At 52.1% G+C, this 24,489-nt stretch carries 22 protein-coding genes; 6 read left to right on the forward strand and 16 right to left on the reverse strand.

What is annotated here, in order from left to right:
* Window positions 1-64: 64 nt before the first annotated feature.
* Window positions 65-475 (forward strand): YbhQ family protein, encoded by a 411-nt coding sequence (locus A1SC_RS20535; protein ID WP_000871975.1) that lies wholly within the window; start codon window positions 65-67, stop codon window positions 473-475.
* Here the strand turns inward: A1SC_RS20535 and A1SC_RS20530 are convergent.
* Genes A1SC_RS20530 through cecR form a run of 5 tightly spaced genes read right to left on the reverse strand, consistent with a single transcriptional unit; the run spans window position 437 to window position 6,078 of the window.
* Window positions 437-1,543, reverse strand: coding sequence for an ABC transporter permease (locus tag A1SC_RS20530; RefSeq protein WP_016261833.1), 1,107 nt, complete (start codon window positions 1,541-1,543; stop codon window positions 437-439). The two genes, A1SC_RS20535 and A1SC_RS20530, sit on opposite strands and share 39 nt — an antisense overlap.
* A 10-nt stretch (window positions 1,544-1,553) precedes the next feature.
* Window positions 1,554-2,687: an ABC transporter permease gene (locus A1SC_RS20525; protein ID WP_016248501.1), complete on the reverse strand. Its 1,134-nt coding sequence runs from the start codon at window positions 2,685-2,687 to the stop codon at window positions 1,554-1,556.
* Window positions 2,680-4,416: an ATP-binding cassette domain-containing protein gene (locus A1SC_RS20520; RefSeq protein WP_000997115.1), complete on the reverse strand. Its 1,737-nt coding sequence runs from the start codon at window positions 4,414-4,416 to the stop codon at window positions 2,680-2,682. Before A1SC_RS20520 ends, A1SC_RS20525 begins: the two co-directional genes overlap by 8 nt.
* A complete protein-coding gene (hlyD, locus tag A1SC_RS20515) occupies window positions 4,409-5,404 on the reverse strand; it encodes a secretion protein HlyD (RefSeq protein ID WP_001516038.1) in 996 nt (331 codons plus the stop codon). Before hlyD ends, A1SC_RS20520 begins: the two co-directional genes overlap by 8 nt.
* A 2-nt stretch (window positions 5,405-5,406) precedes the next feature.
* Window positions 5,407-6,078, reverse strand: coding sequence for a DNA-binding transcriptional regulator CecR (cecR, locus tag A1SC_RS20510; protein ID WP_024191852.1), 672 nt, complete (start codon window positions 6,076-6,078; stop codon window positions 5,407-5,409).
* 228 nt (window positions 6,079-6,306) lie between these two features.
* Between cecR and rhlE the strand changes: the two genes are divergently transcribed.
* A complete protein-coding gene (gene rhlE, locus A1SC_RS20505) occupies window positions 6,307-7,671 on the forward strand; it encodes an ATP-dependent RNA helicase RhlE (RefSeq protein WP_000007078.1) in 1,365 nt (454 codons plus the stop codon).
* Window positions 7,672-7,904: 233 nt separating this feature from the next.
* Here rhlE and A1SC_RS20500 read toward each other — a convergent pair whose 3' ends face one another.
* Window positions 7,905-8,387 (reverse strand): NADAR family protein, encoded by a 483-nt coding sequence (locus A1SC_RS20500; RefSeq protein WP_072274915.1) that lies wholly within the window; start codon window positions 8,385-8,387, stop codon window positions 7,905-7,907.
* Between the two features lie 119 nt (window positions 8,388-8,506).
* Between A1SC_RS20500 and dinG the strand changes: the two genes are divergently transcribed.
* From dinG to A1SC_RS20485, 3 genes are all read left to right on the forward strand, one after another.
* On the forward strand, window positions 8,507-10,657 hold the full coding sequence (gene dinG / locus A1SC_RS20495) for an ATP-dependent DNA helicase DinG (RefSeq protein ID WP_016248503.1): 2,151 nt from the start codon (window positions 8,507-8,509) through the stop codon (window positions 10,655-10,657).
* A gap of 27 nt (window positions 10,658-10,684) precedes the next feature.
* Window positions 10,685-11,653 (forward strand): DNA-binding protein YbiB, encoded by a 969-nt coding sequence (gene ybiB, locus A1SC_RS20490; protein WP_016248504.1) that lies wholly within the window; start codon window positions 10,685-10,687, stop codon window positions 11,651-11,653.
* Window positions 11,654-11,793: 140 nt separating this feature from the next.
* Window positions 11,794-12,867, forward strand: coding sequence for a malate/lactate/ureidoglycolate dehydrogenase (locus A1SC_RS20485; protein ID WP_001516042.1), 1,074 nt, complete (start codon window positions 11,794-11,796; stop codon window positions 12,865-12,867).
* A 222-nt stretch (window positions 12,868-13,089) separates the two neighbouring features.
* On the opposite strand, the gene ybiJ is transcribed toward A1SC_RS20485, so the two are convergent.
* The 5 genes from ybiJ to mcbA form a co-directional block, all read right to left on the reverse strand.
* Entirely contained in the window at window positions 13,090-13,350 is a 261-nt protein-coding gene (ybiJ, locus tag A1SC_RS20480) for a DUF1471 family protein YbiJ (RefSeq protein WP_000849310.1), read from the reverse strand.
* A gap of 263 nt (window positions 13,351-13,613) precedes the next feature.
* Entirely contained in the window at window positions 13,614-13,880 is a 267-nt protein-coding gene (gene ybiI / locus A1SC_RS20475) for a C4-type zinc finger protein YbiI (RefSeq protein WP_000146371.1), read from the reverse strand.
* 73 nt (window positions 13,881-13,953) lie between these two features.
* Window positions 13,954-14,631 (reverse strand): PKHD-type hydroxylase YbiX, encoded by a 678-nt coding sequence (gene ybiX / locus A1SC_RS20470; protein ID WP_001516044.1) that lies wholly within the window; start codon window positions 14,629-14,631, stop codon window positions 13,954-13,956.
* Window positions 14,632-14,842: 211 nt separating this feature from the next.
* The gene (locus A1SC_RS20465) at window positions 14,843-17,125 is read right to left on the reverse strand and encodes a catecholate siderophore receptor Fiu (protein WP_016261834.1); all 2,283 of its coding nucleotides are present in this window, start codon (window positions 17,123-17,125) and stop codon (window positions 14,843-14,845) included.
* 263 nt (window positions 17,126-17,388) lie between these two features.
* A complete protein-coding gene (gene mcbA, locus A1SC_RS24890; protein WP_001516045.1) occupies window positions 17,389-17,649 on the reverse strand; it encodes a DUF1471 family periplasmic protein McbA in 261 nt (86 codons plus the stop codon).
* A 275-nt stretch (window positions 17,650-17,924) separates the two neighbouring features.
* Here mcbA and rlmF point away from each other — a divergent pair, with 275 nt between their 5' ends.
* A complete protein-coding gene (gene rlmF, locus A1SC_RS20455; protein WP_001516046.1) occupies window positions 17,925-18,851 on the forward strand; it encodes a 23S rRNA (adenine(1618)-N(6))-methyltransferase RlmF in 927 nt (308 codons plus the stop codon).
* Here rlmF and ybiO read toward each other — a convergent pair.
* The 5 genes from ybiO to dps all read right to left on the reverse strand — a co-directional run bounded on the left by ybiO (window position 18,848) and on the right by dps (window position 24,465).
* Window positions 18,848-21,073 (reverse strand): mechanosensitive channel protein, encoded by a 2,226-nt coding sequence (gene ybiO / locus A1SC_RS20450; RefSeq protein WP_016261835.1) that lies wholly within the window; start codon window positions 21,071-21,073, stop codon window positions 18,848-18,850. The genes rlmF and ybiO overlap by 4 nt on opposite strands.
* Before the next feature lie 252 nt (window positions 21,074-21,325).
* A complete protein-coding gene (glnQ, locus tag A1SC_RS20445; RefSeq protein ID WP_000569100.1) occupies window positions 21,326-22,048 on the reverse strand; it encodes a glutamine ABC transporter ATP-binding protein GlnQ in 723 nt (240 codons plus the stop codon).
* The gene (gene glnP, locus A1SC_RS20440; protein ID WP_001159054.1) at window positions 22,045-22,704 is read right to left on the reverse strand and encodes a glutamine ABC transporter permease GlnP; all 660 of its coding nucleotides are present in this window, start codon (window positions 22,702-22,704) and stop codon (window positions 22,045-22,047) included. The genes glnQ and glnP overlap by 4 nt, the downstream gene beginning before the upstream one ends.
* Window positions 22,705-22,812: 108 nt before the next feature.
* Window positions 22,813-23,559, reverse strand: coding sequence for a glutamine ABC transporter substrate-binding protein GlnH (glnH, locus tag A1SC_RS20435; protein ID WP_001516049.1), 747 nt, complete (start codon window positions 23,557-23,559; stop codon window positions 22,813-22,815).
* Between the two features lie 402 nt (window positions 23,560-23,961).
* Complete coding sequence (dps, locus tag A1SC_RS20430) at window positions 23,962-24,465, reverse strand: DNA starvation/stationary phase protection protein Dps (protein WP_000100800.1); 504 nt, start codon at window positions 24,463-24,465, stop codon at window positions 23,962-23,964.
* Between the last annotated feature and the right edge of the window lie 24 nt (window positions 24,466-24,489).

Below are 24,489 nucleotides of genomic sequence, written 5' to 3' on the forward strand. Positions count from 1 at the left end.
ACGGAATTTTCCGTAAAGTTCGGTACTCTGAATTAGTAGAGATAAATTCTTCAGGAGAGAAGCCATGAAGTGGCAACAACGCGTTCGTGTCGCAACTGGCCTAAGTTGCTGGCAGATTATGTTGCATTTACTGGTAGTGGCGCTGCTGGTTATGGGCTGGATGAGTAAGACGCTGGTTCATGTCGGCGTAGGGTTATGCGTGCTGTATTGTGTAACAGTAGTGATGATGCTGGTGTTACAGCGTCATCCTGAGCAACGCTGGCGCGAGGTAGCAGATGTGCTGGAAGAGTTGACCACCACCTGGTATTTTGGCGCGGCGCTGATTGTGCTGTGGCTGTTGTCCCGCGTGCTGGAAAATAACTATTTGCTGGCAATTGCAGGGCTGGCGATCCTTGCCGGCCCGGCGGTAGTGTCGCTACTGGCGAAAGATAAAAAGTTACATCACCTTGCGTCTAAACATCGCGTACGCCGCTGATCCTGTTGTGGCCGTTATCACCAGTAACGGCCACAAACTATTCCACACAATATCCAGACTCGCATCCTTCAAATAGATCTGCTTGGTAATGTCTGTAAAGTGGCGGATAGGGTTAATCCACGTCAGGTTTTGCAGCCATACTGGCATGTTCTCCACCGGCGAAACGTAACCGGAAAGCAGGATTGCAGGCATCATAAAGACAAATACGCCGATAAACGCCTGCTGTTGCGTTGAACAAAGTGATGAAATCAACAGACCGAAGCCCACCAGCGATAAACCGTAAATCACCATCGTAAAGTAGAACAGCGCCAGCGAACCGGCGAAGGGGATTTGATACGCCCAGATACCAATCGCCAGCACAATGGTGGCCTGGAACGTGGCGACAATTAACGCAGGGACGGCTTTACCAATAAATATCTGCCAGGTGGTGAGGGGTGAAACCAGCAACTGATTGAGCGTTCCCTGTTCACGTTCGCGGGCAACAGAAAGCGAAGTGACGATCATTACGCCGATAGTGGTGATCATGGCGATCAGTGATGGCACCACGAACCATTTGTAGTCGAGGTTCGGGTTATACCAGTTGCGCACCACCAGCTCGCTGTTGTTTGGCTTCGGCTTTCCTTCCAGCAGCTCCTGCTGATAGTTTTTGACGATTTGTTGCAGGTAGTTAGCGGCGATTTGCGCACTGTTGGAGTTACGTCCGTCGAGAATTAATTGCAACGGCGCGGTCTGGAAGGTATCCAGTTTGCGCGAGAAATCAGGCGGGAAGCGCACCAGCAATAACGCCTTTTGCGTGTCGATGGTCGGGCGGATCTCCTGTGGACTTTTCAGCAGCAACACATGGGTAAAGGCGCTGGCGCGGGCAAAACGTTGGGTCAGTTCTACCGAATGTGCGCCGTTATCTTCGTCGTAAATGGCGATGGTGGCGTTGGTTACTTCCAGCGTGGCGGCGAACGGGAACAGGATCACCTGAATCAGCACGGGTAAAATCAGAATCGCGCGCGTCTGCGGTTCGCGCAGCAGCGACTGCAACTCTTTGCGAATTAACGTCCATAAGCGATGAAACATGCTCTTCTCCCTAATCCAGTCGACGTTTGGTTTTCAGCCACGTCAGACCGATAAACATCACCGCCGAAGCGATCAAAAACAGCACATTCACGACCAGCACTACCGGAATATTCCCGGCGAGAAACAGGCTTTGCAGGGTGCTGACGAAATAACGTGCGGGAATAATGTACGTCACCGCGCGGATCACCGCAGGCATACTGTCGATCTGAAAAATAAAGCCAGAGAGCATAATCGACGGCAAGAACGCGGCGTTCAGTGCGACTTGTGCGGCGTTGAACTGGTTGCGGGTAATCGTTGAAATCAGCAGTCCCATCCCCAGCGTACTGAGTAAAAACAGGCTGGAGATAAAAAACAGAATCAGCAGCGAACCGCGATATGGCACACCGAGAATAAATACCGACACCAGCATACACAGCAGCATTGCCAGCATGCCGAGGACGTAATAGGGGAGCAGCTTACACAGCAGCAGTTCCGTGCGGGTAATCTCCGTAGAGAGCAAAGCCTCCATAGTGCCGCGTTCCCACTCCCGCGCCACCACCAGCGAGGTGAGGATCGCGCCGATCACCGTCATGATAATGGTTACAGCACCGGGAATAATAAAGTGCTGGCTAATCGCCGCCGGGTTAAACCAGTAGCGAGTCTGGACATCAATAAGCGGCTCAAAAGTCTGCCCGTTGTCTTCCGCTCGCTGCATTTGCCAGATCTGCCAGATCCCTTCGACATAACCCTGCACAAAGTTGGCGGTATTTGGCTCGCTGCCGTCGGTAATCACCTGAATTGGCGCGGTGGCGTTGGCACGCTCCATCTGTTCCGCGAAATCCACCGGAATCACCACCAGACCACGAATTTTCCCCGCCTGCATTTTGGCGATTAATTCCTGGCGATTATCGCTGATAGTGGCGTCGATATAAGGTGAGCCTGTCATGGTGTGGGTGAAATCCAGCGCCGCTTCGCTACGCTGTTCAAGCAATATTCCGACCCTCAGCTTGCTGGAGTCGAGGTTAATGCCGTAGCCAAAAATAAACAGCAGCAACAGCGGGATCACCACCGCAATCAGCCAGCTACTCGGATCGCGAATGATCTGCCGCGTCTCTTTAACGCACAGCGCTCGCACGCGACGCCAGGACAGGATCGGATTACTCATTGCCATGCTCCTTATCCCAGTCGTGGATCAACTGAATAAAGGCTTGCTCCATCGTGGGGTCGGGTTGCTCATCGTTGGCCGATTGCGCTTTCAAATCGTCCGGCGTGCCGCTGGCAATCAGTTTCCCGCGATACACCAGTCCGATGCGGTCGCAATATTCCGCTTCATCCATAAAGTGGGTGGTGACCATCACCGTGACACCTTTCTCTACCATGCTGTTGATATGTAGCCAAAACTCGCGGCGGGTGAGGGGATCGACGCCGGAAGTGGGTTCATCGAGAAACAGAATATCCGGTTCATGCATCAACGAGCAGGCCAGCGCCAGCCGCTGCTTAAAACCTAATGGCAGTTCATCGGTAGCATGTGAGGCAATGCTTTTCAGGCCGAACGCTTCGCTCATACGGGTGATTTTTTCAGTCTGCGCCCGACCGCGTAAGCCATACACGCCGGAGAAAAAGCGTAAATTCTGTTCGACTGTCAGGTTGCCATACAGCGAAAATTTTTGCGCCATATAGCCGAGATGCTGGCGCGCTTTACCGGAACTCTCTTTCAGATCCATTCCCAGCACCAGCGCCTGACCGGAGGTCGGCACCAGCAAGCCGCACATCATCTTAAAGGTGGTGGATTTCCCCGCACCGTTTGGCCCCAGCAAACCAAAGATTTCACCGCGTTTGACGGCAAAATTGACGTGATCGGTGGCGGCAAAATCGCCAAACTTCTTGGTCAGCTCTTTCGCTTCGATCACTGTCTCGTCCGGTGAGCCTTCTACCGTATGCAATATTGCGCCCAGCGGTGATTCTGAGGTTCCGGCACCGCCCAGCAAATCAATAAACGCATCTTCAAAGCGAGGTGTGGTTTCGTTGATGTTGATTTCCGGCATTCCGTCGGCGCGGCGAATATCGTCTGGTGTGGCCTCTTTTTTGAGGATCAGACGTACTGATTTCCCCTGAATCATCCCGTCGCTGACCTGCGGCAGTTTCAGCGTTCGTTGCAGCAGTTTGCGGTTGCTTTCGTGCGGGCTGGTCATCAGAAAGCTACGTCCGGCCATGGTTTGCGTCAGAGCCTTCGGTTCTCCCTGATACAGCAACTCACCTTCGTTCATCAGCAATACGTCACGGCACTGTTCGGCTTCATCGAGATATGAGGTACTCCAGAGGATCAGCATCCCTTCGCCTGCCAGTTCGTGCACCATCTGCCACAGCTCGCGCCGTGAGATGGGGTCTACGCCGACGCCGGGTTCATCGAGCAGTAACACTTTCGGCTCACCCACCAGGGTACAGGCCAGCCCGAGTTTTTGTTTCATCCCGCCAGAGAGCTTACCCGCCAGGCGTCCGGTAAATGGGCCAAGAGAAGTAAACTCCAGCAGGCGAGCAAACGTCTGTTTTCGCGCTTCACCGGTTACGCTGCGCAAATCCGCGTACAGATTAAGATTCTCCATCACCGTGAGATCTTCATACAGACCGAATTTCTGCGGCATATAGCCGAGCACCGCGTGTAACGCAGCGTCGTTTTTGATCGGATCAAAGCCAATGACCGTAGCACTGCCGTTGTCGGGTTTCAGTAACCCGGCCAGCATCCGCATCAACGTGGTTTTACCCGCGCCATCCGGCCCCACCAGCCCCGTAACATAACCGGCATGAATGGTACAGTTGAGCGGTGCGACGGCGGGCTTGTCCATACCCGGAAAGCGTTTTTCCAGGCCGTTTAGCGTGATAACGGCATCATTCATGTCCTGCCTCGTCACCGAATTGCACCGTTACTGGCATTCCCTGGCGTAACGCATCATCGGCGTCGGTCACCACAATCCGCAGGCGATAGACAAGGTCGGTGCGCAGATCCGGCGTTTCGACGGTTTTCGGGGTAAATTCAGCGGTAGGTGAGACAAAGCCAATCTGCCCGTGATACGGCTTGTCCGGGCGACCATCGGTATAGAGCAGCACTTTGCGGCCTGGCTGGGCCTGGTCGAGATTGCGCTCATCGACATAGGCACGCACCCACACCGGACGCGTTAGTGAAACGGTAAACACCGTGCCACCTTCATTGAGCACTGTGCCAGGCTCTACCGCGCGGGTTAACAGCGTGCCATCAGAGGGGGCTACCAACGTTGAGTCCTGTAAATTCAGCTCCGCCTGCGCCAGTTGCGCCTGCGCCTGTTCCAGGCTGGCTTTCGCCTGGGCGATGTCCTGTTCACGGTTACCGGAACGGTACTGACGCAATTTATCCTGTGCTGATTTCAGCGTTGCCTGGGCCTGGTCGCGCGAGGAGCGGGCATTTTCCAGGTCGTTTGCCGAAATAGTGCGGCTTTTCCACAATCCTTGCTGACGAGCATAGAAATTCTGCGCATAGTCGTAAGCGGCCTGCGCCTGTTTTACGGCAGCGGCAGCCTGGGCGATTTCTTCATCGCGATAACCGGCAAGCATCAGATCATATTGTGCCTGCGCCACCGAAACGCCTGCTTTCGCCTGCATCAGCGCAATCTCATACGGCTTGTGATCCAGTTCGCCCAGCACCTGACCCGCTTTGATGGCATCACCTTCGTCTACCGCCAGAGATTCAACGCGACCACCGACACGGAAGCTAAGATTAACAGTGCGAATATCCACGTTGCCATACAGCGTCAGGCCGTTATCCTGGCGGCTTTGATACCACCAGTAGCCTCCGGCAACCACGGCGGCAAGTACCACTACCGCCAGTCCAATCACGACAGGTTTTTTCATCACTACAAACTCCTTTGCGATAATCCTTGCAAAATCAGGTCGATATGACAGGTTACCGTCTGGTTAATCAGTTCGGTCTTTTCTTCATCGAACGCGGTCCAGCCGGTACGTAACAGAATCGTTTCTTTGCCGAGACGAAACGCCAGAATCTCGCCAATCAGCGCATGAGTATGGAGGATCATGCGGGTATCGTTGGCGTCACAGCCGGTCCAGGCGGCAATCAGGCGTGTAAGGTGGCTGTGTAGCGGACTAATCACCTGTTCATGCACCAGATGGTAGGCCGCCGTGGGAGAGAGCTGCTCACGGGAGATAAACTTGCTGAGGTTGACGGTATCATCCTGGGTGAGCAGTTGAATCATGTTCCTGCAAGCGCGAAGGATCAGTTCGCGGATAGCGGCGCGATCCGGCTGTGGTTGTGCGAACAAGCGTTCGGCTTCCTCGGCGTGCGGACGGAACTGCTCGCCAATAAAATCGGCAATCCACTGGGCGCAGGCGAGGTATAAATCTTCTTTCGAACCGAAGTAATAGGTGATGGCTGCGATATTCTGCCCGGCCTGGGCGGCGATATCGCGGGTGGTGGCGTTCATTCCATACTCACCAAACTGTGCCAGTGCCGCAGCAATTAGCTGTTTTTTGGCCTGTTCACCTTTGGTTGTCATGGCAGGACTATTCATCGCACAGCCCATTCTTAATCAAATGATTGATTAAGATTATGACTCATTTTTAGCGTTGTCCAGTATGGCTAAGAATTTTAGCAACGCCAGTCACAGGGATAATTTATGCGCTGCGTCACAAAAACTGCTACACTCCGCTCCCTCATGACATTGTGGTTTTTGTCATTTTCCTTTTCAGTATCTCCCTGAAAACTACACCGGTAACGGTCGGGGCGGTTCGGAGTAGTTATGTCTTTCGATTCTTTGGGTTTAAGCCCTGATATCCTGCGCGCCGTTGCCGAGCAAGGTTACCGTGAACCCACCCCTATTCAGCAGCAGGCGATCCCCGCAGTACTGGAAGGCCGTGATCTGATGGCCAGTGCCCAGACCGGCACGGGTAAAACAGCGGGCTTTACGCTGCCGCTACTGCAACACCTGATTTCCCGTGAGCCGCACGCCAAAGGGCGTCGTCCGGTTCGTGCGTTGATCCTCACCCCGACCCGTGAACTGGCGGCGCAGATTGGCGAAAACGTCCGTGATTACAGCAAATACCTGAACATTCGTTCGCTGGTGGTGTTTGGCGGCGTCAGCATTAACCCGCAGATGATGAAACTGCGCGGCGGTGTTGATGTGCTGGTGGCAACGCCCGGGCGTCTGCTGGACCTGGAACACCAGAATGCGGTGAAACTGGATCAGATAGAAATCCTCGTCCTTGATGAAGCTGACCGTATGCTCGATATGGGCTTTATCCACGATATTCGCCGTGTGTTAACAAAGCTGCCCGCGAAGCGCCAGAACCTGCTGTTCTCCGCGACTTTCTCTGACGAGATTAAAGCGCTGGCAGAAAAACTGCTGCATAACCCGCTGGAAATCGAAGTGGCGCGCCGTAATACCGCCTCTGAGCAAGTGACTCAGCACGTTCATTTTGTTGATAAGAAACGCAAACGGGAATTACTGTCGCACATGATTGGTAAAGGTAACTGGCAGCAGGTGCTGGTGTTTACACGTACCAAACATGGTGCCAACCATCTGGCAGAACAGCTAAATAAAGATGGCATCCGCAGTGCGGCGATCCACGGTAATAAATCGCAAGGTGCGCGTACTCGTGCGTTGGCCGATTTTAAATCGGGTGATATTCGTGTGCTGGTGGCGACCGATATCGCCGCGCGTGGCCTGGATATCGAAGAGTTGCCACACGTCGTCAACTATGAGCTGCCAAACGTACCGGAAGATTACGTGCACCGCATCGGGCGTACCGGTCGTGCCGCAGCCACCGGCGAAGCGTTATCGCTGGTGTGTGTTGATGAGCACAAACTGTTGCGCGATATCGAAAAACTGCTGAAAAAAGAGATCCCGCGTATCGCTGTTCCGGGCTATGAGCCGGATCCGTCAATTAAAGCCGAACCGATCCAGAACGGTCGCCAGCAACGCAGCGGCGGCGGTCGTGGGCAGAGCGGTGGTCGTAGTCAACAGCAACCGCGTCGCGCAGAAAGCGGTGCGAAGGCTGGTAACGCGAAGCCTGCAGCAAAACCGTCTCGTCGTCTTGGTGATGCCAAACCGGCAGGCGAGCAACAACGTCGCCGCCGTCCGCGTAAACCTGCCGCAGCTCAGTAATCTTTTATGCCGGGTAATGCCCGGCATCTGAGACTGATGACAAACGCAAAACTGCCTGATGCGCTACGCTTATCAGGCCTACGTGGTTCCTACAATATATTGAATTTTAACAACTTGTAGGCCGGATAAGGCGTTCGCGCCGCATCCGGCATATCACTACAAGCGCTAGTCAGCAATTTGCAAGCGCGGCAAAAAGATTTCTCTGTTTTACCGCCCACAAGCCACCCGATGCGTTACTTCTCCGCAGCCAATTGTTCGCGCAGCTCCATTAAAAGGTAGCCCAGGCGATTCTTGCCCTGACCATTACCGCCATCTCCCCAGTAAGCATCATTTTTCGTATGCTCAACCAGTTTCGCTGACGCGGTTGCCAGCAGGAGCGCGCGCAGTTCTGCGTGTTGTTCGAATTTAGCGCGAAGCGCTTTGCGCATCACCTCTTCTTTTATCGACTCCCAGTTTTTACGCAGGGGCTTAGAACGGTCACGCCCCATACGCGCGGCGATCATGGGTGAGGAAATCCGGCGGATCTCTTCGTGGTATTTTTCATCAAGGAACTTTTGTGCCTGAAAATAGTGTTCTGAGGTGGGCCAGGTTTTGCCGTCAATCTTGATGGCCCAGGCGGCAAAGTTAGAAAAATCCCCGTAGTCGTCACTGGTGCTGTAGAAATTTATGATGGTGTCTTGCATGACGTGTTGAATCCTTTGTTGTCGAACAGGAATTAGACCGTATTATCCTGGCGGTTATTGCGAGCCACTTTCCAGAAACAGAAAAATCATTACCCCTGAAAACTGAAAAATGCCACAATATTGGCTGTTTATACAGTATTTCAGGTTTTCTCATGGCATTAACCGCCGCGCTTAAAGCGCAAATTGCCGCCTGGTATAAGGCGCTTCAGGAACAGATCCCCGACTTTATTCCCCGTGCGCCGCAGCGGCAGATGATTGCGGATGTCGCCAAAACACTGGCCGGAGAAGAAGGGCGGCATCTGGCGATTGAAGCCCCCACCGGCGTTGGGAAAACGCTCTCCTATTTGCTCCCCGGCATCGCCATTGCCCGCGAAGAGCAAAAAACGCTGGTGGTGAGTACCGCTAACGTGGCGTTGCAGGATCAGATCTACAGCAAAGATTTGCCGCTGCTGAAAAAGATCATTCCCGATCTAAAATTCACCGCCGCTTTCGGGCGTGGGCGCTACGTTTGCCCGCGTAACCTGACGGCGCTTGCCAGTACCGAACCCACACAACAGGATCTGCTCGCGTTTCTCGACGATGAACTGACACCGAACAATCAGGAAGAACAAAAACGTTGTGCAAAGCTGAAGGGCGATCTCGATACTTATAAATGGGATGGCCTGCGCGATCACACTGATATCGCCATTGATGACGATCTCTGGCGTCGTCTGAGTACCGACAAAGCCAGTTGCCTCAACCGTAACTGTTATTACTACCGCGAATGTCCGTTTTTTGTTGCCCGCCGGGAAATTCAGGAAGCGGAAGTGGTAGTGGCAAACCATGCGCTGGTGATGGCGGCGATGGAAAGCGAAGCGGTATTGCCAGAACCGAAAAATTTGCTGCTGGTGCTGGATGAAGGTCATCACCTGCCGGACGTGGCGCGGGATGCGCTGGAAATGAGCGCGGAAATTACTGCACCCTGGTATCGGCTACAACTGGATCTGTTCACAAAACTGGTCGCCACCTGCATGGAGCAGTTTCGCCCGAAGACCATTCCACCGCTGGCGATCCCTGAACGGTTGAATGCGCATTGTGAAGAGTTGTATGAGCTTATCGCCTCTTTAAACAACATCCTCAATCTCTATATGCCTGCCGGGCAAGAGGCAGAGCACCGTTTTGCGATGGGCGAATTGCCGGATGAAGTACTGGAGATCTGCCAGCGGCTGGCAAAACTGACCGAGATGCTGCGTGGTCTGGCTGAGTTATTCCTCAATGATTTAAGTGAGAAAACCGGTAGCCATGACATTGTGCGTTTGCATCGACTGATTTTGCAGATGAACCGCGCGCTGGGGATGTTTGAGGCGCAGAGCAAACTCTGGCGGCTGGCGTCTCTGGCGCAATCTTCTGGTGCGCCGGTAACCAAATGGGCGACGCGGGAAGAACGCGACGGGCAGCTACATCTCTGGTTTCACTGTGTGGGGATCCGCGTCAGCGATCAACTCGAAAGGCTGCTGTGGCGCAGTATTCCGCACATTATTATCACTTCTGCAACCTTGCGTTCGCTGAACAGTTTTTCGCGTTTGCAGGAGATGAGTGGGTTGAAAGAGAAAGCGGGCGATCGCTTTGTGGCGCTGGATTCCCCCTTCAACCACTGCGAACAGGGCAAAATTGTCATTCCGCAGATGCGTTATGAACCGTCCATTGACAACGAAGAGCAGCATATTGCCGAAATGGCGGCCTTTTTCCGTGAGCAGGTAGAGAGCAAAAAACATCTCGGCATGTTGGTGTTGTTTGCCAGCGGGCGGGCGATGCAGCGATTTCTCGACTATGTGACGGATTTACGTCTGATGTTGCTGGTGCAGGGCGATCAGCCTCGCTACCGCTTAGTTGAACTGCATCGTAAACGCGTTGCTAACGGTGAGCGCAGTGTATTGGTAGGTTTACAGTCTTTTGCCGAAGGCCTTGATCTGAAAGGTGACCTGCTAAGTCAGGTGCATATTCATAAAATCGCCTTTCCCCCCATCGACAGCCCGGTGGTGATCACCGAAGGCGAATGGCTAAAAAGTCTTAATCGTTATCCCTTTGAGGTACAAAGCCTGCCGAGCGCCTCGTTTAACCTGATTCAGCAAGTTGGGCGTCTGATTCGAAGCCACAGTTGCTGGGGTGAAGTGGTGATTTATGATAAACGCTTGTTAACCAAAAACTACGGCAAGCGGTTACTTGATGCCTTACCGGTGTTTCCGATTGAGCAACCAGAAGTCCCTGAAGGTATAGTTAAAAAGAAAGAAAAAGCAAAATCCCCACGCCGTCGGCGGCGTTAATGATGTGAGTCAGGTAAGGAGTCATAAATGGACTATCGCAAAATCATCAAAGAGATCGGGCGCGGCAAAAACCATGCGCGCGATTTAGACCAGGATACGGCGCGCGGCCTGTATGCCCATATGCTCAACGGTGAAGTACCTGACCTTGAGTTGGGCGGCGTATTGATGGCGCTGCGTATCAAAGGGGAAGGGGAAGCAGAGATGCTCGGCTTTTACGAAGCCATGCAAAATCACACCATCAAGTTGACGCCCCCTGTTGGCAAGCCGATGCCTGTTGTTATTCCCAGTTACAACGGTGCACGGAAACAGGCCAACCTGACGCCATTGCTGGCGATCCTGCTGCACAAACTCGGTTTTCCAGTAGTGGTTCACGGTGTTAGCGAAGATCCGACCCGCGTGCTGAGCGAAACCATTTTCGAACTGATGGGGATTACGCCAACGCTGCACGGCGGCCAGGCGCAGGCGAAGCTCGACGAACATCAACCTGTGTTTATGCCTGTAGGCGCGTTTTGCCCGCCGCTGGAAAAACAACTGGCGATGCGCTGGCGAATGGGCGTGCGTAACAGTGCGCATACGCTGGCGAAACTGGCGACGCCATTTGCTGAAGGTGATGCGCTGCGTCTTTCCAGTGTTTCGCATCCGGAATATGTCGGGCGGGTGGCGAAATTCTTTAACGACATCGGTGGGAGGGCGCTGTTAATGCACGGCACCGAAGGCGAAGTGTATGCAAATCCGCAACGCTGTCCGCAAATCAATCTGATTGATCGCGAAGGAACGCGGGTGCTGTATGAAAAACAGGACGATGCAGGCAGTGAGCTACTGATACTGCCAGAAGCAAAAGACCCGGAAACCACTGCGAAGTGGATTGAGCGTTGTCTGGCAGGCAGCGAACCGATTCCCAAATCACTAAAAATCCAGATGGCTTGCTGCTTGGTGGCGGCGGGCGAAGTGGCATCCGTTAGCGATGGCCTGGCGCGCGTTAAGCAATCATTTTAATTTCTCCCCCTGCCGGATGATGAGCGTCATCCGGCCTTTACTCCACAGCAACATGAAATTGCAGCATATTTATTGACCTTCCCGCGTGCGGCGCGCAGCATAAAAAAGCAACAGGCATATAACATAAACAGGAGTTAACTATGGCAAGTGGTCATCGCTTTCATGCCCGGACGCTGCACAACTTTATTCTGACTGTGTTTCGTCAGATGGGTAGCGAGGAACAGGAAGCAAAACTAGTAGCAGATCATTTAATTGCGGCAAATCTGGCAGGGCATGATTCACATGGGATTGGCATGATCCCGAGCTATGTGCATTCCTGGCGACTGGGTTCTTTGCAAATCAACCATCACGCTAAAATTGTCAAAGATGCGGGGGCAGTGGTCACGCTTGATGGCGATCGTGCATTCGGTCAGGTGGCGGCGTACGAGGCCATGACACTTGGCATTGAAAAAGCGCGTCAGCACGGAATTGCTGCTGTGGCACTGCGTAACTCTCATCATATCGGGCGTATCGGTTACTGGGCGGAACAGTGCGCAGCGGCGGGGTTTGTCTCTGTTCACTTTGTGAGCGTAGTGGGGATTCCGATGGTGGCACCGTTCCATGGTCGCGATCGTCGCTTCGGCACCAATCCGTTCTGCGTGGTCTTTCCACGAAAGGATAACTTCCCGCTGTTGCTTGATTATGCCACCAGCGCCATTGCATTTGGCAAAACCCGTGTCGCCTGGCATAAAGGTGTGCCCGTACCGCCAGGCTGCCTGATTGATGTTAACGGCGTGCCAACGACCAATCCGGCAGTGATGCAGGAGTCACCGTTGGGATCACTGCTGACCTTTGCCGAACATAAAGGTTATGCCCTGGCGGCGATGTGCGAAATTCTTGGTGGTGCGCTTTCCGGCGGCAAAACGACCCATCAGGAAACGTTACAAACCAGCCCCGATACCATTCTTAACTGTATGACCACCATCATCGTTAACCCGGAATTGTTCGGCGCGCCAGATTGTGCAGAGCAGACCGAAGCCTTTGCCGAGTGGGTGAAAGCTTCGCCGCATGATGAAGATAAGCCGATTTTGCTGCCAGGCGAATGGGAAGTGAATATGCGCCGTGAACGGCAGGAGCTGGGGATCCCGTTAGATGCCGGGAGCTGGCAGGCGATTTGTGACGCGGCGCGGCAAATTGGTGTACCAGAAGCGACGTTGCAGACTTTCTGCCAATAGTCAGCCAGCGAAAAAAAGCCCGTCCAGTGACGGACGGGCAAACAAGGGTAACATAGGATCAATGAGGGTTAGAGCACATGCGTCTGTCGGTAAACAGACAGGGAAATTCTTTTGCCGGATGCCGGTCAACGGTTCGGATTTTGTAGGCCTGATAAGACGCGGTAGCGTCGCATCAGGCACTTGTTGCCGGATATGGCGTAAACACCTTATACGACCTGTGAATTACTTATAGATAACCGCAGTTCCGCTTAATTTATTGTTGTTGGTGGCAGAAGTAATGCTGTATCCACTGGCACCAGCCGCCGCAGCTTTTTCTGCCAGTTTTGCTTCCAGCGCGTCGAGGGTGGATGCGCCATCGGCAGAAACTACGCCGATTTTATTCATGCTTTGTGCCTGGGATGCCGTTACCGGTTGTGCCGCGAACACGCCAAATGACAGAGTTGAAAGAGCCATAGCAGCAACAACAGTATTGATAGTTTTCATAATTAATCTCTCGCAGGTGATTTTGTTTAAGTGACGTTGTTTCGTCGATGTGATGAGTATCACGTTTTTTCACGAGAGATAAAATCGAAGAGAATTGACCGCCTTGTTCAAATAAATTGATTGATATCTAAGATGCTGATAATTCATCTATTTGTCGTGCTTATGATTCAATTTTGTACCGCGTGTCAGTTACGGCTGCGTTAAAGGCACGGAATGCCACGCAAAATGCAAATTATACTTGCTGTACTCCATGCCAGTTGTAGTTAACGTAACTGGCTGTCCTTCGAGCCTCTGCGATTATATCCTGTATAAGAATGTTTTTGTAAATCTTTCTCCTGCTGGCAGTGGATGCATAAGCGCACGCCAGGAATGGCTTCCCGACGGGCCTGCGGGATGGGAGCACCGCACTCTTCACATTCATACAGGCTTTCACCACGCGGGATTTCATCCCGAGCGCGGGCAACCGCATCTTCAATTGTACTGTTGATCTGTTCGTTGACGGCGTCATCATTAGCCCAACCGGATGCCATATCGTCCTCCCCATATCAATGCTTGTACAATTAAGTGTAGCTAATATAGGGACAAACTCTGGCAGTTCAATTGTCATATCTCCGACCATTCTCGCAGCAGATTGTGATAAAGATTGAGTAGCGACAGGATTTCTTCACCTTCACCAAAGCGGTTTTTCAGCGACTGAATGTTGTTGTCCAAATCGAATAGCATGGCGCGCTTTTTATCATCGCGGATCATCGACTGGATCCACATAAACGATGCCATCCGCACGCCGCGCGTGACGGGCGTTACGCTGTGCAGGCTACTCGAAGGATACAACACCAGATCGCCTGCCGGGAGTTTTACCCGATGCTGCCCGAAGGTGTCATTGACGACCAGTTCGCCGCCTTCATAGCTTTGTGGATCGCTCAAAAACAGCGTCGCAGAAAGGTCTGTGCGCATCCAGCCGTTTTGCGGATGACTGCGTACTGCGCCATCCACATGAAAACCATAGGTTTCATTGTTCTGATAACGATTAAACAGCGGCGTGGATAGGGTACGCGGCAAGGCAGCGGCAAAGAACAGAGCATGTTGGTTAACCGCGTTAAGCACCTCAGTTTGCAATGCGGCATATAACGCGCTGCGGGTGTCCACTTGCTGATTGCTCTTAACTTGTGCGCCCTGCGCGCCAGTGGTGACACGACCATCAATCCATTCGGCTTGTTCCAGTTGTTCACGAAGACGTGCGACGTCCTGTGGCGATAACACGCCGGGAATGTGGTACATCATACAAGTTCTCCAAAAAGTGGGGCTTCACCCCACACCGATTTTTAACAGCAGGTGCTTTGTTCATGCCGGATGCGGCGTGAATGCCTTATCCGGCCTACCAAATGATGTGAACTCAACGTGTTGTACAACCTTGTAGGCCTGATAAGCGCAGCGCATCAGGCAGTCCTGTTCTCGCCATCAATCTTAGTAAGTCCTGCGCCCCATATCTGAATCAGAAATGCATATTGGCGGTGAGCAGGAAGGTTCTTGGCTCGCCCGGATGATAGCGGTAGCCGCTCTTGTTAATCGAGGCCACGTAATTGGTATCAAACAGGTTGTAGACGTTTAACTGGAAATCGAGGTTGCGATTGACGCGATAGCCCAATTTGGCATCGGCAACCCAATAACCTTCAGTAAACGCCGGAGTTCCCACCGCGCCGTCAGAACCTTTATGCATACTGCCGATATAGCGTGCGCCTGCACCAATGGAGATATCATCCGTTGCCTGATACTGGCTCCATAAGGTAAAGGCGTGTTCTGGCGTATACGGCAGTGATGACGAACCATCCTGAGCCACGTCCGCACCATTTTTAATGGTCGCTTTTTGCTGGGTATATCCGCCAATCACCTGCCATGCGGGAGTGATATTTCCAGCCACGGAAATCTCATAGCCTTCGACGCGCTTTTTACCGTACTGCGAGTAAGTCCCGTCGTCGTTTTGCTCAACTTCATTTTCGATATCGGTACGGAACAGCGCGGCAGTTAGTAGCAGGCGTTTATCCAGCACTTGCCATTTGGTGCCAATTTCGCTGGTCTTCGCTTTTTGCGGTTTAAAGTCGGTGCGGTTGGCGCTGTTACCGCTGCCAGACTGTGCAAGAGCGAAGTTGCTGCCGCCAGGCGGTTGTTGGGAAACAGCATAGTTGACGTAGACATTGCCATTTTCCGTCAGATGATACAGCGCCCCGGCTTTCCAGTTGACCAGATTGCCTGACCTGGCGGTGTCGACGGTGGTGACCGGAGAACCGTTTGCCGCGCCAGTTGGGCAGGTGACGGCACCGCGACCACTGCCGCCGCAGGCGGTAGCACTGTCATATTCAGTATGATAATTGTCCAGACGGATCCCGCCGTTCAGCTCAAAATCACGGGTGATTTGCAGCGTATCGAAGGCATAAATCGCGAAGGTATCTGTCTGACCGTTAGCATTGGCACCGTTGCGCGTCAGACTGCCAGGATGAATGCTGCTGTCAGGATGGTAAATGTTCACCGGCGGTAACGTCACCGGATTAACGCCGTAGTTGGTCTGCGTTTCGCGGGTAAATTCCACGCCGGTACTGACATCATGGGCGATTGAACCGGTATAGAACGCCGACGTCAGGTTAGTCTGGTTGGTGAGGATTTTATTACTCACATCTTTAGTATTCGCCGTGCGTGACCACGTCCAGCTATCCACATTGCTGGTGGGCTGGGTAATATTCGATGCTCCGCCCATAATCGCCGTCATCAGATAATCCTGCTTCACGCGCGACCAGCGGGTGGTATTACGAATGGTGGTGTTATCGCTGATGTCATGTTCAAAACGCATAGTGGCGGTATCGGTGGTCGAATCGTCGTAATCGGAGTCCGTACCATAAAAGTTATGCGTATCCACTTTACCGGAATGGTTCAGTGCCGCCGTTCCTGCAGAAGGTGCGGAATAACCCGGCAAACCAATGGTCGGAATGCCGCCGTCCGGCGTGTTGTGCTGGGTAATGTGTAAATAGTTGAGATACAAACGCGTCGACGTACCGAGGCCTAATGCCACGGAAGGGGCGACGCCGTAACGTTCATTTTTAACCTTATCGCGCCCGGCATCGTGCGTTTTTTCGCCCATCACATTCAGGCGCACTGCGCTGGTGTCACCAATCACCTGATTGACGTCCAGTGTGCCGCGACGGAACCAGGCGCTACCAATACTGGCAGAGGCGTCAATACCAGAGTCATTACGTGGCTGTTTACTGATCATATTGATCGAACCCGTCGGCGCGCTGCGTCCGTAATCGGTGCCGGATGGGCCTTTAATGACTTCCACCTGTTCGGTATTGAAAGTGTCACGTGAGACACTGCCAATATCGCGGATGCCATCAATATAAATGCTGTTAGAGGTATCCGCACCGCGCATATAAATGGCGTCGCCGGTAGTGGAATTACCATTCTCACCGGCAAAAAATGCGCCCACGCCAGGTACGTTTTTTAGCGCGTCAGTAAGGTTGGTTGCGCCCTGATCTTTTATCACCTGTTCAGAAATCACCGTCATTGTGCGGGTGGTATCGATGACCGGGCGGGAGAATTTTGGATCGGCAGATTTAAGTGGCGCATAAAGCGAAGGCGTCGATGCCTCGACAACCAGTGTATCATCAGCGTTTTGTTGCCCTTCTGCGGCGAGAGCCTGTGGCACAGGCGTGATGCCGATACAAAGACCGGCAAAGAACGTGAGCGAATGAAAGGGTCTGGCAGGGAAATTGCGATTGTTTTCCATTTGGCAGGTGACTTTTTCTTATATGTTTAAATTTTCACTATCACGAGAAAGCATCTCTGCGGATGCGATGCCACTGTTAATCCCGTAATAGTAATCTTGAAGTGATAATAATTTTGATAAGCATTATCACCTGGCGCGATTTTCTATCACCCATTGCGTGAAAAATAAATACATTTATTTACATTGTGTTCATATTTGATGTTTTTTGCTTACAAAACAGGCGAAAACTGCATCCAGAGGCGAATGCAGTTGCGTTGGTGTGGTTATTTGTAGATGGTTGCAGTACCGAACATCTGATCATTTCCGCCTGCGGAATTAATGACATAACCTTTCGCGCCTTGTTCGCGCGCTTTTTCTGCCAGTTTTTCCTCCAGATCGCTTAGGTTAGATGCACCGGTTGCCGAAACGGTTCCGGCTGGCCGTAGTTGACCGCTGTCCTGGTTACTCAGAGGTTGCGCGGCATAAGCCGTGAAGGTGATTCCGCTCAGGACGGTGGCAAGCAGTAGTGCGAGGCACTTTTTCATAATGACATCCTCATAAATACAACGAGTAGTGCCTGATAAGTGTAGGTCTCCTGCGTGATGAGAATGACGCAAAAAATTGACAGAGATGTGCTTGTTTTTTGAACGATATATTTTTACAAAACCAGACAAATCAATGACATGCAGGGTGCTGATTTTTATGGTGAATTGCTGAAAAATGCAGTCAGGTTAAGGTTTTGAGTCATGTTAAACGCAGCCAGATATTTACCCTGCCGCGTTATGCGGGTATCTTACGCCGCTGCTTAAAGGAGAATGCTATGTCCGCCCAGAAACCGGGGTTGCACCCGCGCAACCGTCATCACAGCCGCTACGATCTCGCCACGCTTTGTCAGGTGAATCCTGAACTGAAGCAATTTCTCACGCTTACCCCTGCCGGTGAGCAAAGCGTAGACTTCGCCAATCCGCTGGCGGTGAAGGCGCTCAACAAGGCGTTGCTGGCACATTTTTATGCCGTGGCGAACTGGGATATTCCTGACGGTTTTCTGTGTCCGCCAGTACCTGGCCGGGCGGATTATATTCATCATCTTGCCGATTTACTGGCTGAGGCGACCGGAACAATTCCGGCCAGTGCCAGCATTCTGGATATCGGCGTTGGCGCGAACTGTATTTATCCGCTGATTGGCGTACATGAATATGGCTGGCGTTTTACCGGTACTGAAACTAACAGTCAGGCGTTAAGCAGCGCGCAGGCGATCATCAGCGCCAATCCGGGGCTTAACCGCGCCATCCGCCTGCGTCGGCAAAAAGAGAATAGTGCTATTTTTAACGGCATTATCCATAAAAATGAGCAATATGACGCAACCTTGTGTAACCCGCCGTTCCACGACTCTGCCGCGGCAGCGCGTGCTGGTAGCGAGCGCAAACGGCGTAATCTCGGATTAAACAGAGACGATGCGTTGAACTTTGGCGGTCAGCAGCAGGAGCTGTGGTGCGAAGGCGGTGAAGTGGCTTTCATCAAAAAGATGATTGAAGAGAGTAAAGGCTTTGCGAAGCAGGTAATGTGGTTCACCTCGCTGGTTTCTCGTGGCGAAAACTTACCGCCGTTGTATCGTGCTCTGACGGATGTTGGCGCGGTAAAAGTGGTCAAAAAAGAGATGGCCCAGGGGCAAAAGCAGAGCCGCTTCATTGCCTGGACCTTTATGAACGACGAACAGCGTCGTCGTTTTGCCAATCGTCAGCGTTAAAGTGTCGGTTCTCCCGGTAGTAATGGTTCTGCCGGGGTAACGCCCGGAGCAGGCAGCACTTGATAAGTCTGAATCGGTGCGCGAACACCCGCCTGGTCGAAATGTTTTTTTACCTGGCTGTCGAGGGCAAAACGTACCGTCCACTGTTTGAGTGGCAGCGTGGTAAACGAAACACGCAGTGTAAACGCGGTATTGCTTAAGCCAACAATTCCGGCAAAGTTAGGTTCACCGATAATCAGCCCGCGAACTTCTTCATTTTCCATCACTTCCGCCACGGCATCTTTTAGCGCCTGATTGGCTTTATCGGCATCTTCATGACGATCAACATCGTAATTCGCCACCACAGAGCCAATGCCGCGGACAAAGTTGGCAAAGGTGGTTATCGAGGACCACGGAATAATGTGATAAGCCCCGGTATCCTGGCGCACGCCCACGGATCGAATCGACATGCGTTCAACCGTGCCGGTCAGCGGCCCGATGGTGACTAAATCTCCGGTATTCATGCCGTTTTCAAACTGAATAAACACCCCGGTAATAATATCTTTCACCAGCGTTTGCGAACCGAAGGAAATCGCCAGCCCTAACGCTCCGGCTCCTGCCAGTAGCGGCGCAATATTGACGCCAATTTCCGACAACACAATCATAATGGTGATGGTACTGATTACCACCGCCAGCGCGTTGCGAAACAGTGTCAGCAGGGTACGCGTGCGGGCGCTGGGCAGCGGGCGACCATGAATATCCGAAGCCAGCCGATTTTCGATCAAACTGGCGAGTACCGTCCAGCCAACTGCCGAGAAGAAAAGGATGAGAGCGATGCGGATCAGGATATCCACCGTTTTCTGCCCCGCGCCGTTTTGCAGCCAGTTCCAGAAATCGAACAGTCCCCAGGCGCTGAATAGTAGCATCACCGCTACGCACACTGTCAGAATACGTGCCGTTTTCAGCGCCGCCGACAGCCAGCCGTTCAGCCGTTTTTGCAGTTCCGGATAGTTACGCTGAGTGTGTGGCGAAAGGGTAATGGTTTTTGCCAGCCAGCGAGAAAACATACCGGAAACAAACGCCGCGATCCCAATAATCGCCAGGCTACGCACCGTCGCGCCCATCATAAATTTCAGGCTGTTTCCTGGGTCAAATAACGAGAAGAAAAACAGCACGATAAAATAGGCGCTTGCCAGCCAGTGCCACACCAGCGCAAAAGCACGAATAAACAGACTGAAAAAGGCCAGTGAGTGTTCCGCGAAGTTGAGCAAATGCTGGGTAATCTCTTTTTTATTACGGAATATCAGATACAACGCCCACACCGTCATACACAGCATGATGATGACGTTCGCAAGTGCCCCGATTTGCACATTCACCTGGTTTGAGATAATCGGTACAGCCACAATCAGGCCATAACCAATCAGGCCGCTTAGCCAGCTAAGGCGGCGGCACCAGTAGCGGGCACTCTCATCCTGAATAGAGAATGGACGCAGTTCAGCAACGTTCGGGCAGAAAATCAGGCGTAAAACAGCTTTGAAAAATTCAATCAGGGCGAAAGCATTGAGAAACAGACTCTGTTGAAAAGCAATGGTGCGGCTGCCCGCATTCAGGTTGTCGCTTAAAACCTGACCGACAAATAATGTCAGTGCCAGTAACAGCAGGTCGATAATAAACGCACCGATAATCATCGCCGGAAGCTGCAACCAGTTACTACGCTCACGATTTTTCTGCCGCGCCCACAGACCCATTTTGCGATATAACGGCAGTGCGCACAGGCGAACCAGCCAGTAAAAACTAAACACTAAAACGGCCAGCATGGAAAAATGGGTAAGGGCGTTGCTGAAGGTTTGCGGATTAAACGGTTTATGTGGGGAGCCAGTAATATTGCGATAAAGTTGCCCGAAGCGTGCGGAGAGAGCTTCACCATAATGGCGACTGACTTCGGTCACCTTTTGTAGCACGGTTTGCTCTTCAACCAGCGTTGGCGGCACGATCTTCGGTACGGGTTCCGCGGGGGGCGTGGCGGCGACGGTGCGTAACTGATCGACCAGCTCTTTGCGCGAGGTGTCATTATCCAGCACATCCGCCAGTGCACCATAGGCCGCTTTTTTTTGTTCAATATCCGGTTCCGGAGCCGGTTCAGTCGTTGGGGCCGTTGTCGTTGTGGTTGTAACTCCGGGTATGGATACCGCGTGGGCAGGTGCGCCCAGCAGGCAGAAGAGGATGAACAGGATCCACCGCATGACTCCTCCAGTGAGAAAATAGAGCAAAAAGATAAGTATAGATGCTGGGGGAGGGGGAATTTTAAATGAGAGGAATCTGGTGTTCCTCCCTTTCGGGTGAAAGGGAGGAAGGGATATTAAGCAGGTTGCTGATAACGTGCGGGCTTTTTTGCCGAATGCGGCGTGAACGCTCCTACAAATTTATGCAATTTCAATAAGTTGCTATATATTCTGTAGGACTGATAAGCGTAGCACATCAGGCAATGGGTCTTATTAAGAGACGTGCTGTAAAAATTCCTGCAAACGCTGGCTTGGCGGATTCTTGATCAACACCTGTGGATTGCCATCTTCCGCAATCCGGCCTTTGTCGATAAAGATAAGACGTGAAGCCACTTTTTCGGCAAAACCGATTTCGTGGGTTACGATCACCATCGTCATACCTTCCTCTGCCAGATCCTGCATGACCTTCAGCACTTCATGGCGCAGTTCCGGATCAAGAGCCGATGTCGGTTCATCGAACAACATCATTTTCGGCTTCACCGCCAGTGCACGGGCAATCGCCACACGCTGTTGCTGACCACCAGAAAGCTCGGAAGGGTAGTGATGCGCGCGTTCCGCGAGGCCAACTTTCGCCAGCAGTTCACGCGCCAGTTTTTCTGCGTCTTCTTTGTTTGCACCACGCACGCGCAGCGGGCCAAACATTACGTTTTCAAGCGCAGTCAGGTGCGGGAAGAGGTAAAACTGCTGGAACACCATGCCTGCTTCCTGGCGAATCAGACGCTCGTCAACTTTCGGATCGTTAACCTTCAGGCCATCGACAATCAGATCGCCGGAGGTGATTTCTTCCAGTTTGTTGATGCAGCGCAGCAGGGTCGATTTACCCGAACCTGATGGTCCGATAATCACCACCACTTCGCCCTGGCTAATGTTCAAATCGATATTGTGCAGCACCTGGGTTGGCCCAAAGTGCTTGGAGACGTTTTTAAATTCAATCACAGGATTTTCATCCTTCTTTCCAGACGACGCAGAACAAAGCTCAGCACCAGGGTAATAATCAGATAGAACACCGCTACGGCGCTCCAGATCTCAAGGGCGCGGAAGTTACCGGCAATAATTTCTTGTCCCTGACGGGTCAGTTCCGCCACGCCGATCACAATAAACAGCGAGGTGTCTTTAATGCTGATGATCCACTGGTTGCCCAGTGGCGGCAGCATACGGCGCAGTGCCAGCGGTAAAATCACGTAGCGAATGGTTTCCCAGCGTGAAAGACCGAGCGCCAGCCCGGCTTCACGAAAACCTTTGTGGATTGACAATACCGCTCCACGGGTAATTTCCGCGATGTATGCGCCGGAGTTGATCATGATGGTGACCACCGCCGCAGTAAACGGATCGATACGTAAGTCGTTAAACGCCATCGGCAGGGCGAAGTAGATAAACATTACCTGGACGACGATAGGTGTCCCGCGGATCACTTCAATAAAGACCAGCGCGACGTGGTTGGCTATCCAACCACCGAAGGTGCGTGCAAAACCAGCCGCCAGGCCGATCACCAGGCCGCCAGCCAGACCGAGGACAGAAATCCACAGAGTCATTTTAGCGCCTTCGATCAGAAGCGGAATGGCCGGCCAGATGGCACTCCAGTCAAACTGCATATGTTGTTCCTGTTACCGTGGTGTAAATACCCTGAGCCAGAAGACTGGCTGGGCGAAACGCAGGCCCGGTATGCAAAAGGCCACCGGGCCATAAATTAAAGGCAATAATTATTTCGGCTCAGTACCGAACCATTTTTTGTAGATTTCGTTGTAAGTTCCGTTCTCGCGCAGGGTTTTCAACGCGCCGTTGACCTTGTCACGCAGTTCGTCGCTACCTTTCGGGAACGCAATACCGTATTGCTGAGCTTCCAGGGAGTCACCTACCGCTTTGAACTGGCCGTTACCGGCGGTTTTGATGAAGTACAGAATGTTTGGTGTATCGTGCAAAACAGCGTCTGCGCGGTTGGTGCCCAGTTCCATATAGGCGTTATCAATATTCGGGAACTGACGTAGATCTTTGGTTTTGATGTTAGTTTTTGCGTAATCAACGGAACCCGTGCCGCTCTTCACTGCAACGACTTTACCGTCGAGATCTTTCACGCTTTTCACATCGTTATTGTTGGCTTTTACCATCACCAACAGGCCGCTTTTGTAGTAGCCGTCAGAGAAATCGATCGCTTTTTTACGCTCGTCGGTAATAGTGATGCCCGCCAGTGCCAGATCGATGTTTTTGGTTTGTAATGCCGGAATAATGCCGCTGAAATCCATCGGTTTCAGTTCGTAATCCAACTTCAGTTCTTTAGCAATTGCCGCCCACAGATCGACATCAAAGCCCACGTATTTGTCGCCCTGTTTAAATTCAAACGGAACGAAAGCGGTATCTGTCGCGACAACTAATTTTTTATCCGCGGCATGAGAAGAAACCGCAAAAGCCAGGGTCAGTGCAGCCAGTGAAACTTTTAATACAGACTTCATAGCATTTCCTTTTTTCTATCCACGGGACGATCCCCTGCGTGACATTCATATATATGAAAAAATCGTGCCAGTTTTGCAACCCGTTGATTTTTCGAGATGCGACGAAATCTTACTGCACGATCTATGGGGCAATGCCCCCAGATTGCACCATTCTGGGGCACCAAAGTGGTGCGCTAAAATTGTGCAGTCAGCACAATGATCATTTAGCGTAAATCCTGATGAAAAAACAATCTTTATGTAACGATTGTGTGATGTTGTGGATACAAAAAATTTACTTATTCAGCCGGGAACGGTAGATGAATGCACTAAAAAAGTGCATTAAGAAGGGCAGCAAAGCAAAACGGCCTCCTGTCAGGAAGCCGTTTCATTGCGTACTAAAGTTTTGAACCATCAGCGATGGATTTATTCGATGTTAGATTCGATAAACCACAGGAATTTATCCAGGTCGCGGGAAGCGGCGGTCAGAATATCCGCAGTGTCATCATCTTTTGCTTCCCCGATTGCTTTACGTACGTCATTGGCGACAATCGCGTAACGGTCTGCCAGTTCTTTCAGGTGATCCTGAACGTTGTGGATGTCCAGCGGGTAGCTTTTCAGCGGTGTTTTGCTATTGATAACTTGAGTGGTGCCAAGGGCAACGCCGCCCAGTTGTACCGCACGTTCCGCCATGGTATCCAGGTGATCAATCAGGGCTGTACGGAAGCCATCCAGCATTTCATGTACGGCAATGAAGTTAGCGCCGCGCATATTCCAGTGCGCTTGTTTAGTAATCAAAGAAAGATCAATAAACTGGATAACCTGACGATTTAGCAACTCTACTGTTGCTTTCTTCTCGCTGTCAGAGACATCGTTGCGGGTATAAAGCAGATTGGTCGCTTTTGATTTAACTAATTTAGCGGTACTCATAATTTCATATCCTCTTGATGTTAT

Origin of the sequence: Escherichia sp. KTE52 (assembly GCF_000408325.1) — a bacterium.
Taxonomy (GTDB): Bacteria; Pseudomonadota; Gammaproteobacteria; order Enterobacterales; family Enterobacteriaceae; genus Escherichia; species Escherichia marmotae.

Coding starts and splice junctions, on each gene's coding strand:
- A1SC_RS20535 (WP_000871975.1), top strand. CDS start 65: ATGAAGTGGCAACAACGCGTTCGTGTCGCAACTGGCCTAAGTTGCTGG.
- A1SC_RS20530 (WP_016261833.1), bottom strand. CDS start 1,543: ATGTTTCATCGCTTATGGACGTTAATTCGCAAAGAGTTGCAGTCGCTG.
- A1SC_RS20525 (WP_016248501.1), bottom strand. CDS start 2,687: ATGAGTAATCCGATCCTGTCCTGGCGTCGCGTGCGAGCGCTGTGCGTT.
- A1SC_RS20520 (WP_000997115.1), bottom strand. CDS start 4,416: ATGAATGATGCCGTTATCACGCTAAACGGCCTGGAAAAACGCTTTCCG.
- hlyD (WP_001516038.1), bottom strand. CDS start 5,404: ATGAAAAAACCTGTCGTGATTGGACTGGCGGTAGTGGTACTTGCCGCC.
- cecR (WP_024191852.1), bottom strand. CDS start 6,078: ATGAATAGTCCTGCCATGACAACCAAAGGTGAACAGGCCAAAAAACAG.
- rhlE (WP_000007078.1), top strand. CDS start 6,307: ATGTCTTTCGATTCTTTGGGTTTAAGCCCTGATATCCTGCGCGCCGTT.
- dinG (WP_016248503.1), top strand. CDS start 8,507: ATGGCATTAACCGCCGCGCTTAAAGCGCAAATTGCCGCCTGGTATAAG.
- ybiB (WP_016248504.1), top strand. CDS start 10,685: ATGGACTATCGCAAAATCATCAAAGAGATCGGGCGCGGCAAAAACCAT.
- A1SC_RS20485 (WP_001516042.1), top strand. CDS start 11,794: ATGGCAAGTGGTCATCGCTTTCATGCCCGGACGCTGCACAACTTTATT.
- ybiJ (WP_000849310.1), bottom strand. CDS start 13,350: ATGAAAACTATCAATACTGTTGTTGCTGCTATGGCTCTTTCAACTCTG.
- ybiI (WP_000146371.1), bottom strand. CDS start 13,880: ATGGCATCCGGTTGGGCTAATGATGACGCCGTCAACGAACAGATCAAC.
- ybiX (WP_001516044.1), bottom strand. CDS start 14,631: ATGATGTACCACATTCCCGGCGTGTTATCGCCACAGGACGTCGCACGT.
- A1SC_RS20465 (WP_016261834.1), bottom strand. CDS start 17,125: ATGGAAAACAATCGCAATTTCCCTGCCAGACCCTTTCATTCGCTCACG.
- mcbA (WP_001516045.1), bottom strand. CDS start 17,649: ATGAAAAAGTGCCTCGCACTACTGCTTGCCACCGTCCTGAGCGGAATC.
- rlmF (WP_001516046.1), top strand. CDS start 17,925: ATGTCCGCCCAGAAACCGGGGTTGCACCCGCGCAACCGTCATCACAGC.
- ybiO (WP_016261835.1), bottom strand. CDS start 21,073: ATGCGGTGGATCCTGTTCATCCTCTTCTGCCTGCTGGGCGCACCTGCC.
- glnP (WP_001159054.1), bottom strand. CDS start 22,704: ATGCAGTTTGACTGGAGTGCCATCTGGCCGGCCATTCCGCTTCTGATC.
- glnH (WP_001516049.1), bottom strand. CDS start 23,559: ATGAAGTCTGTATTAAAAGTTTCACTGGCTGCACTGACCCTGGCTTTT.
- dps (WP_000100800.1), bottom strand. CDS start 24,465: ATGAGTACCGCTAAATTAGTTAAATCAAAAGCGACCAATCTGCTTTAT.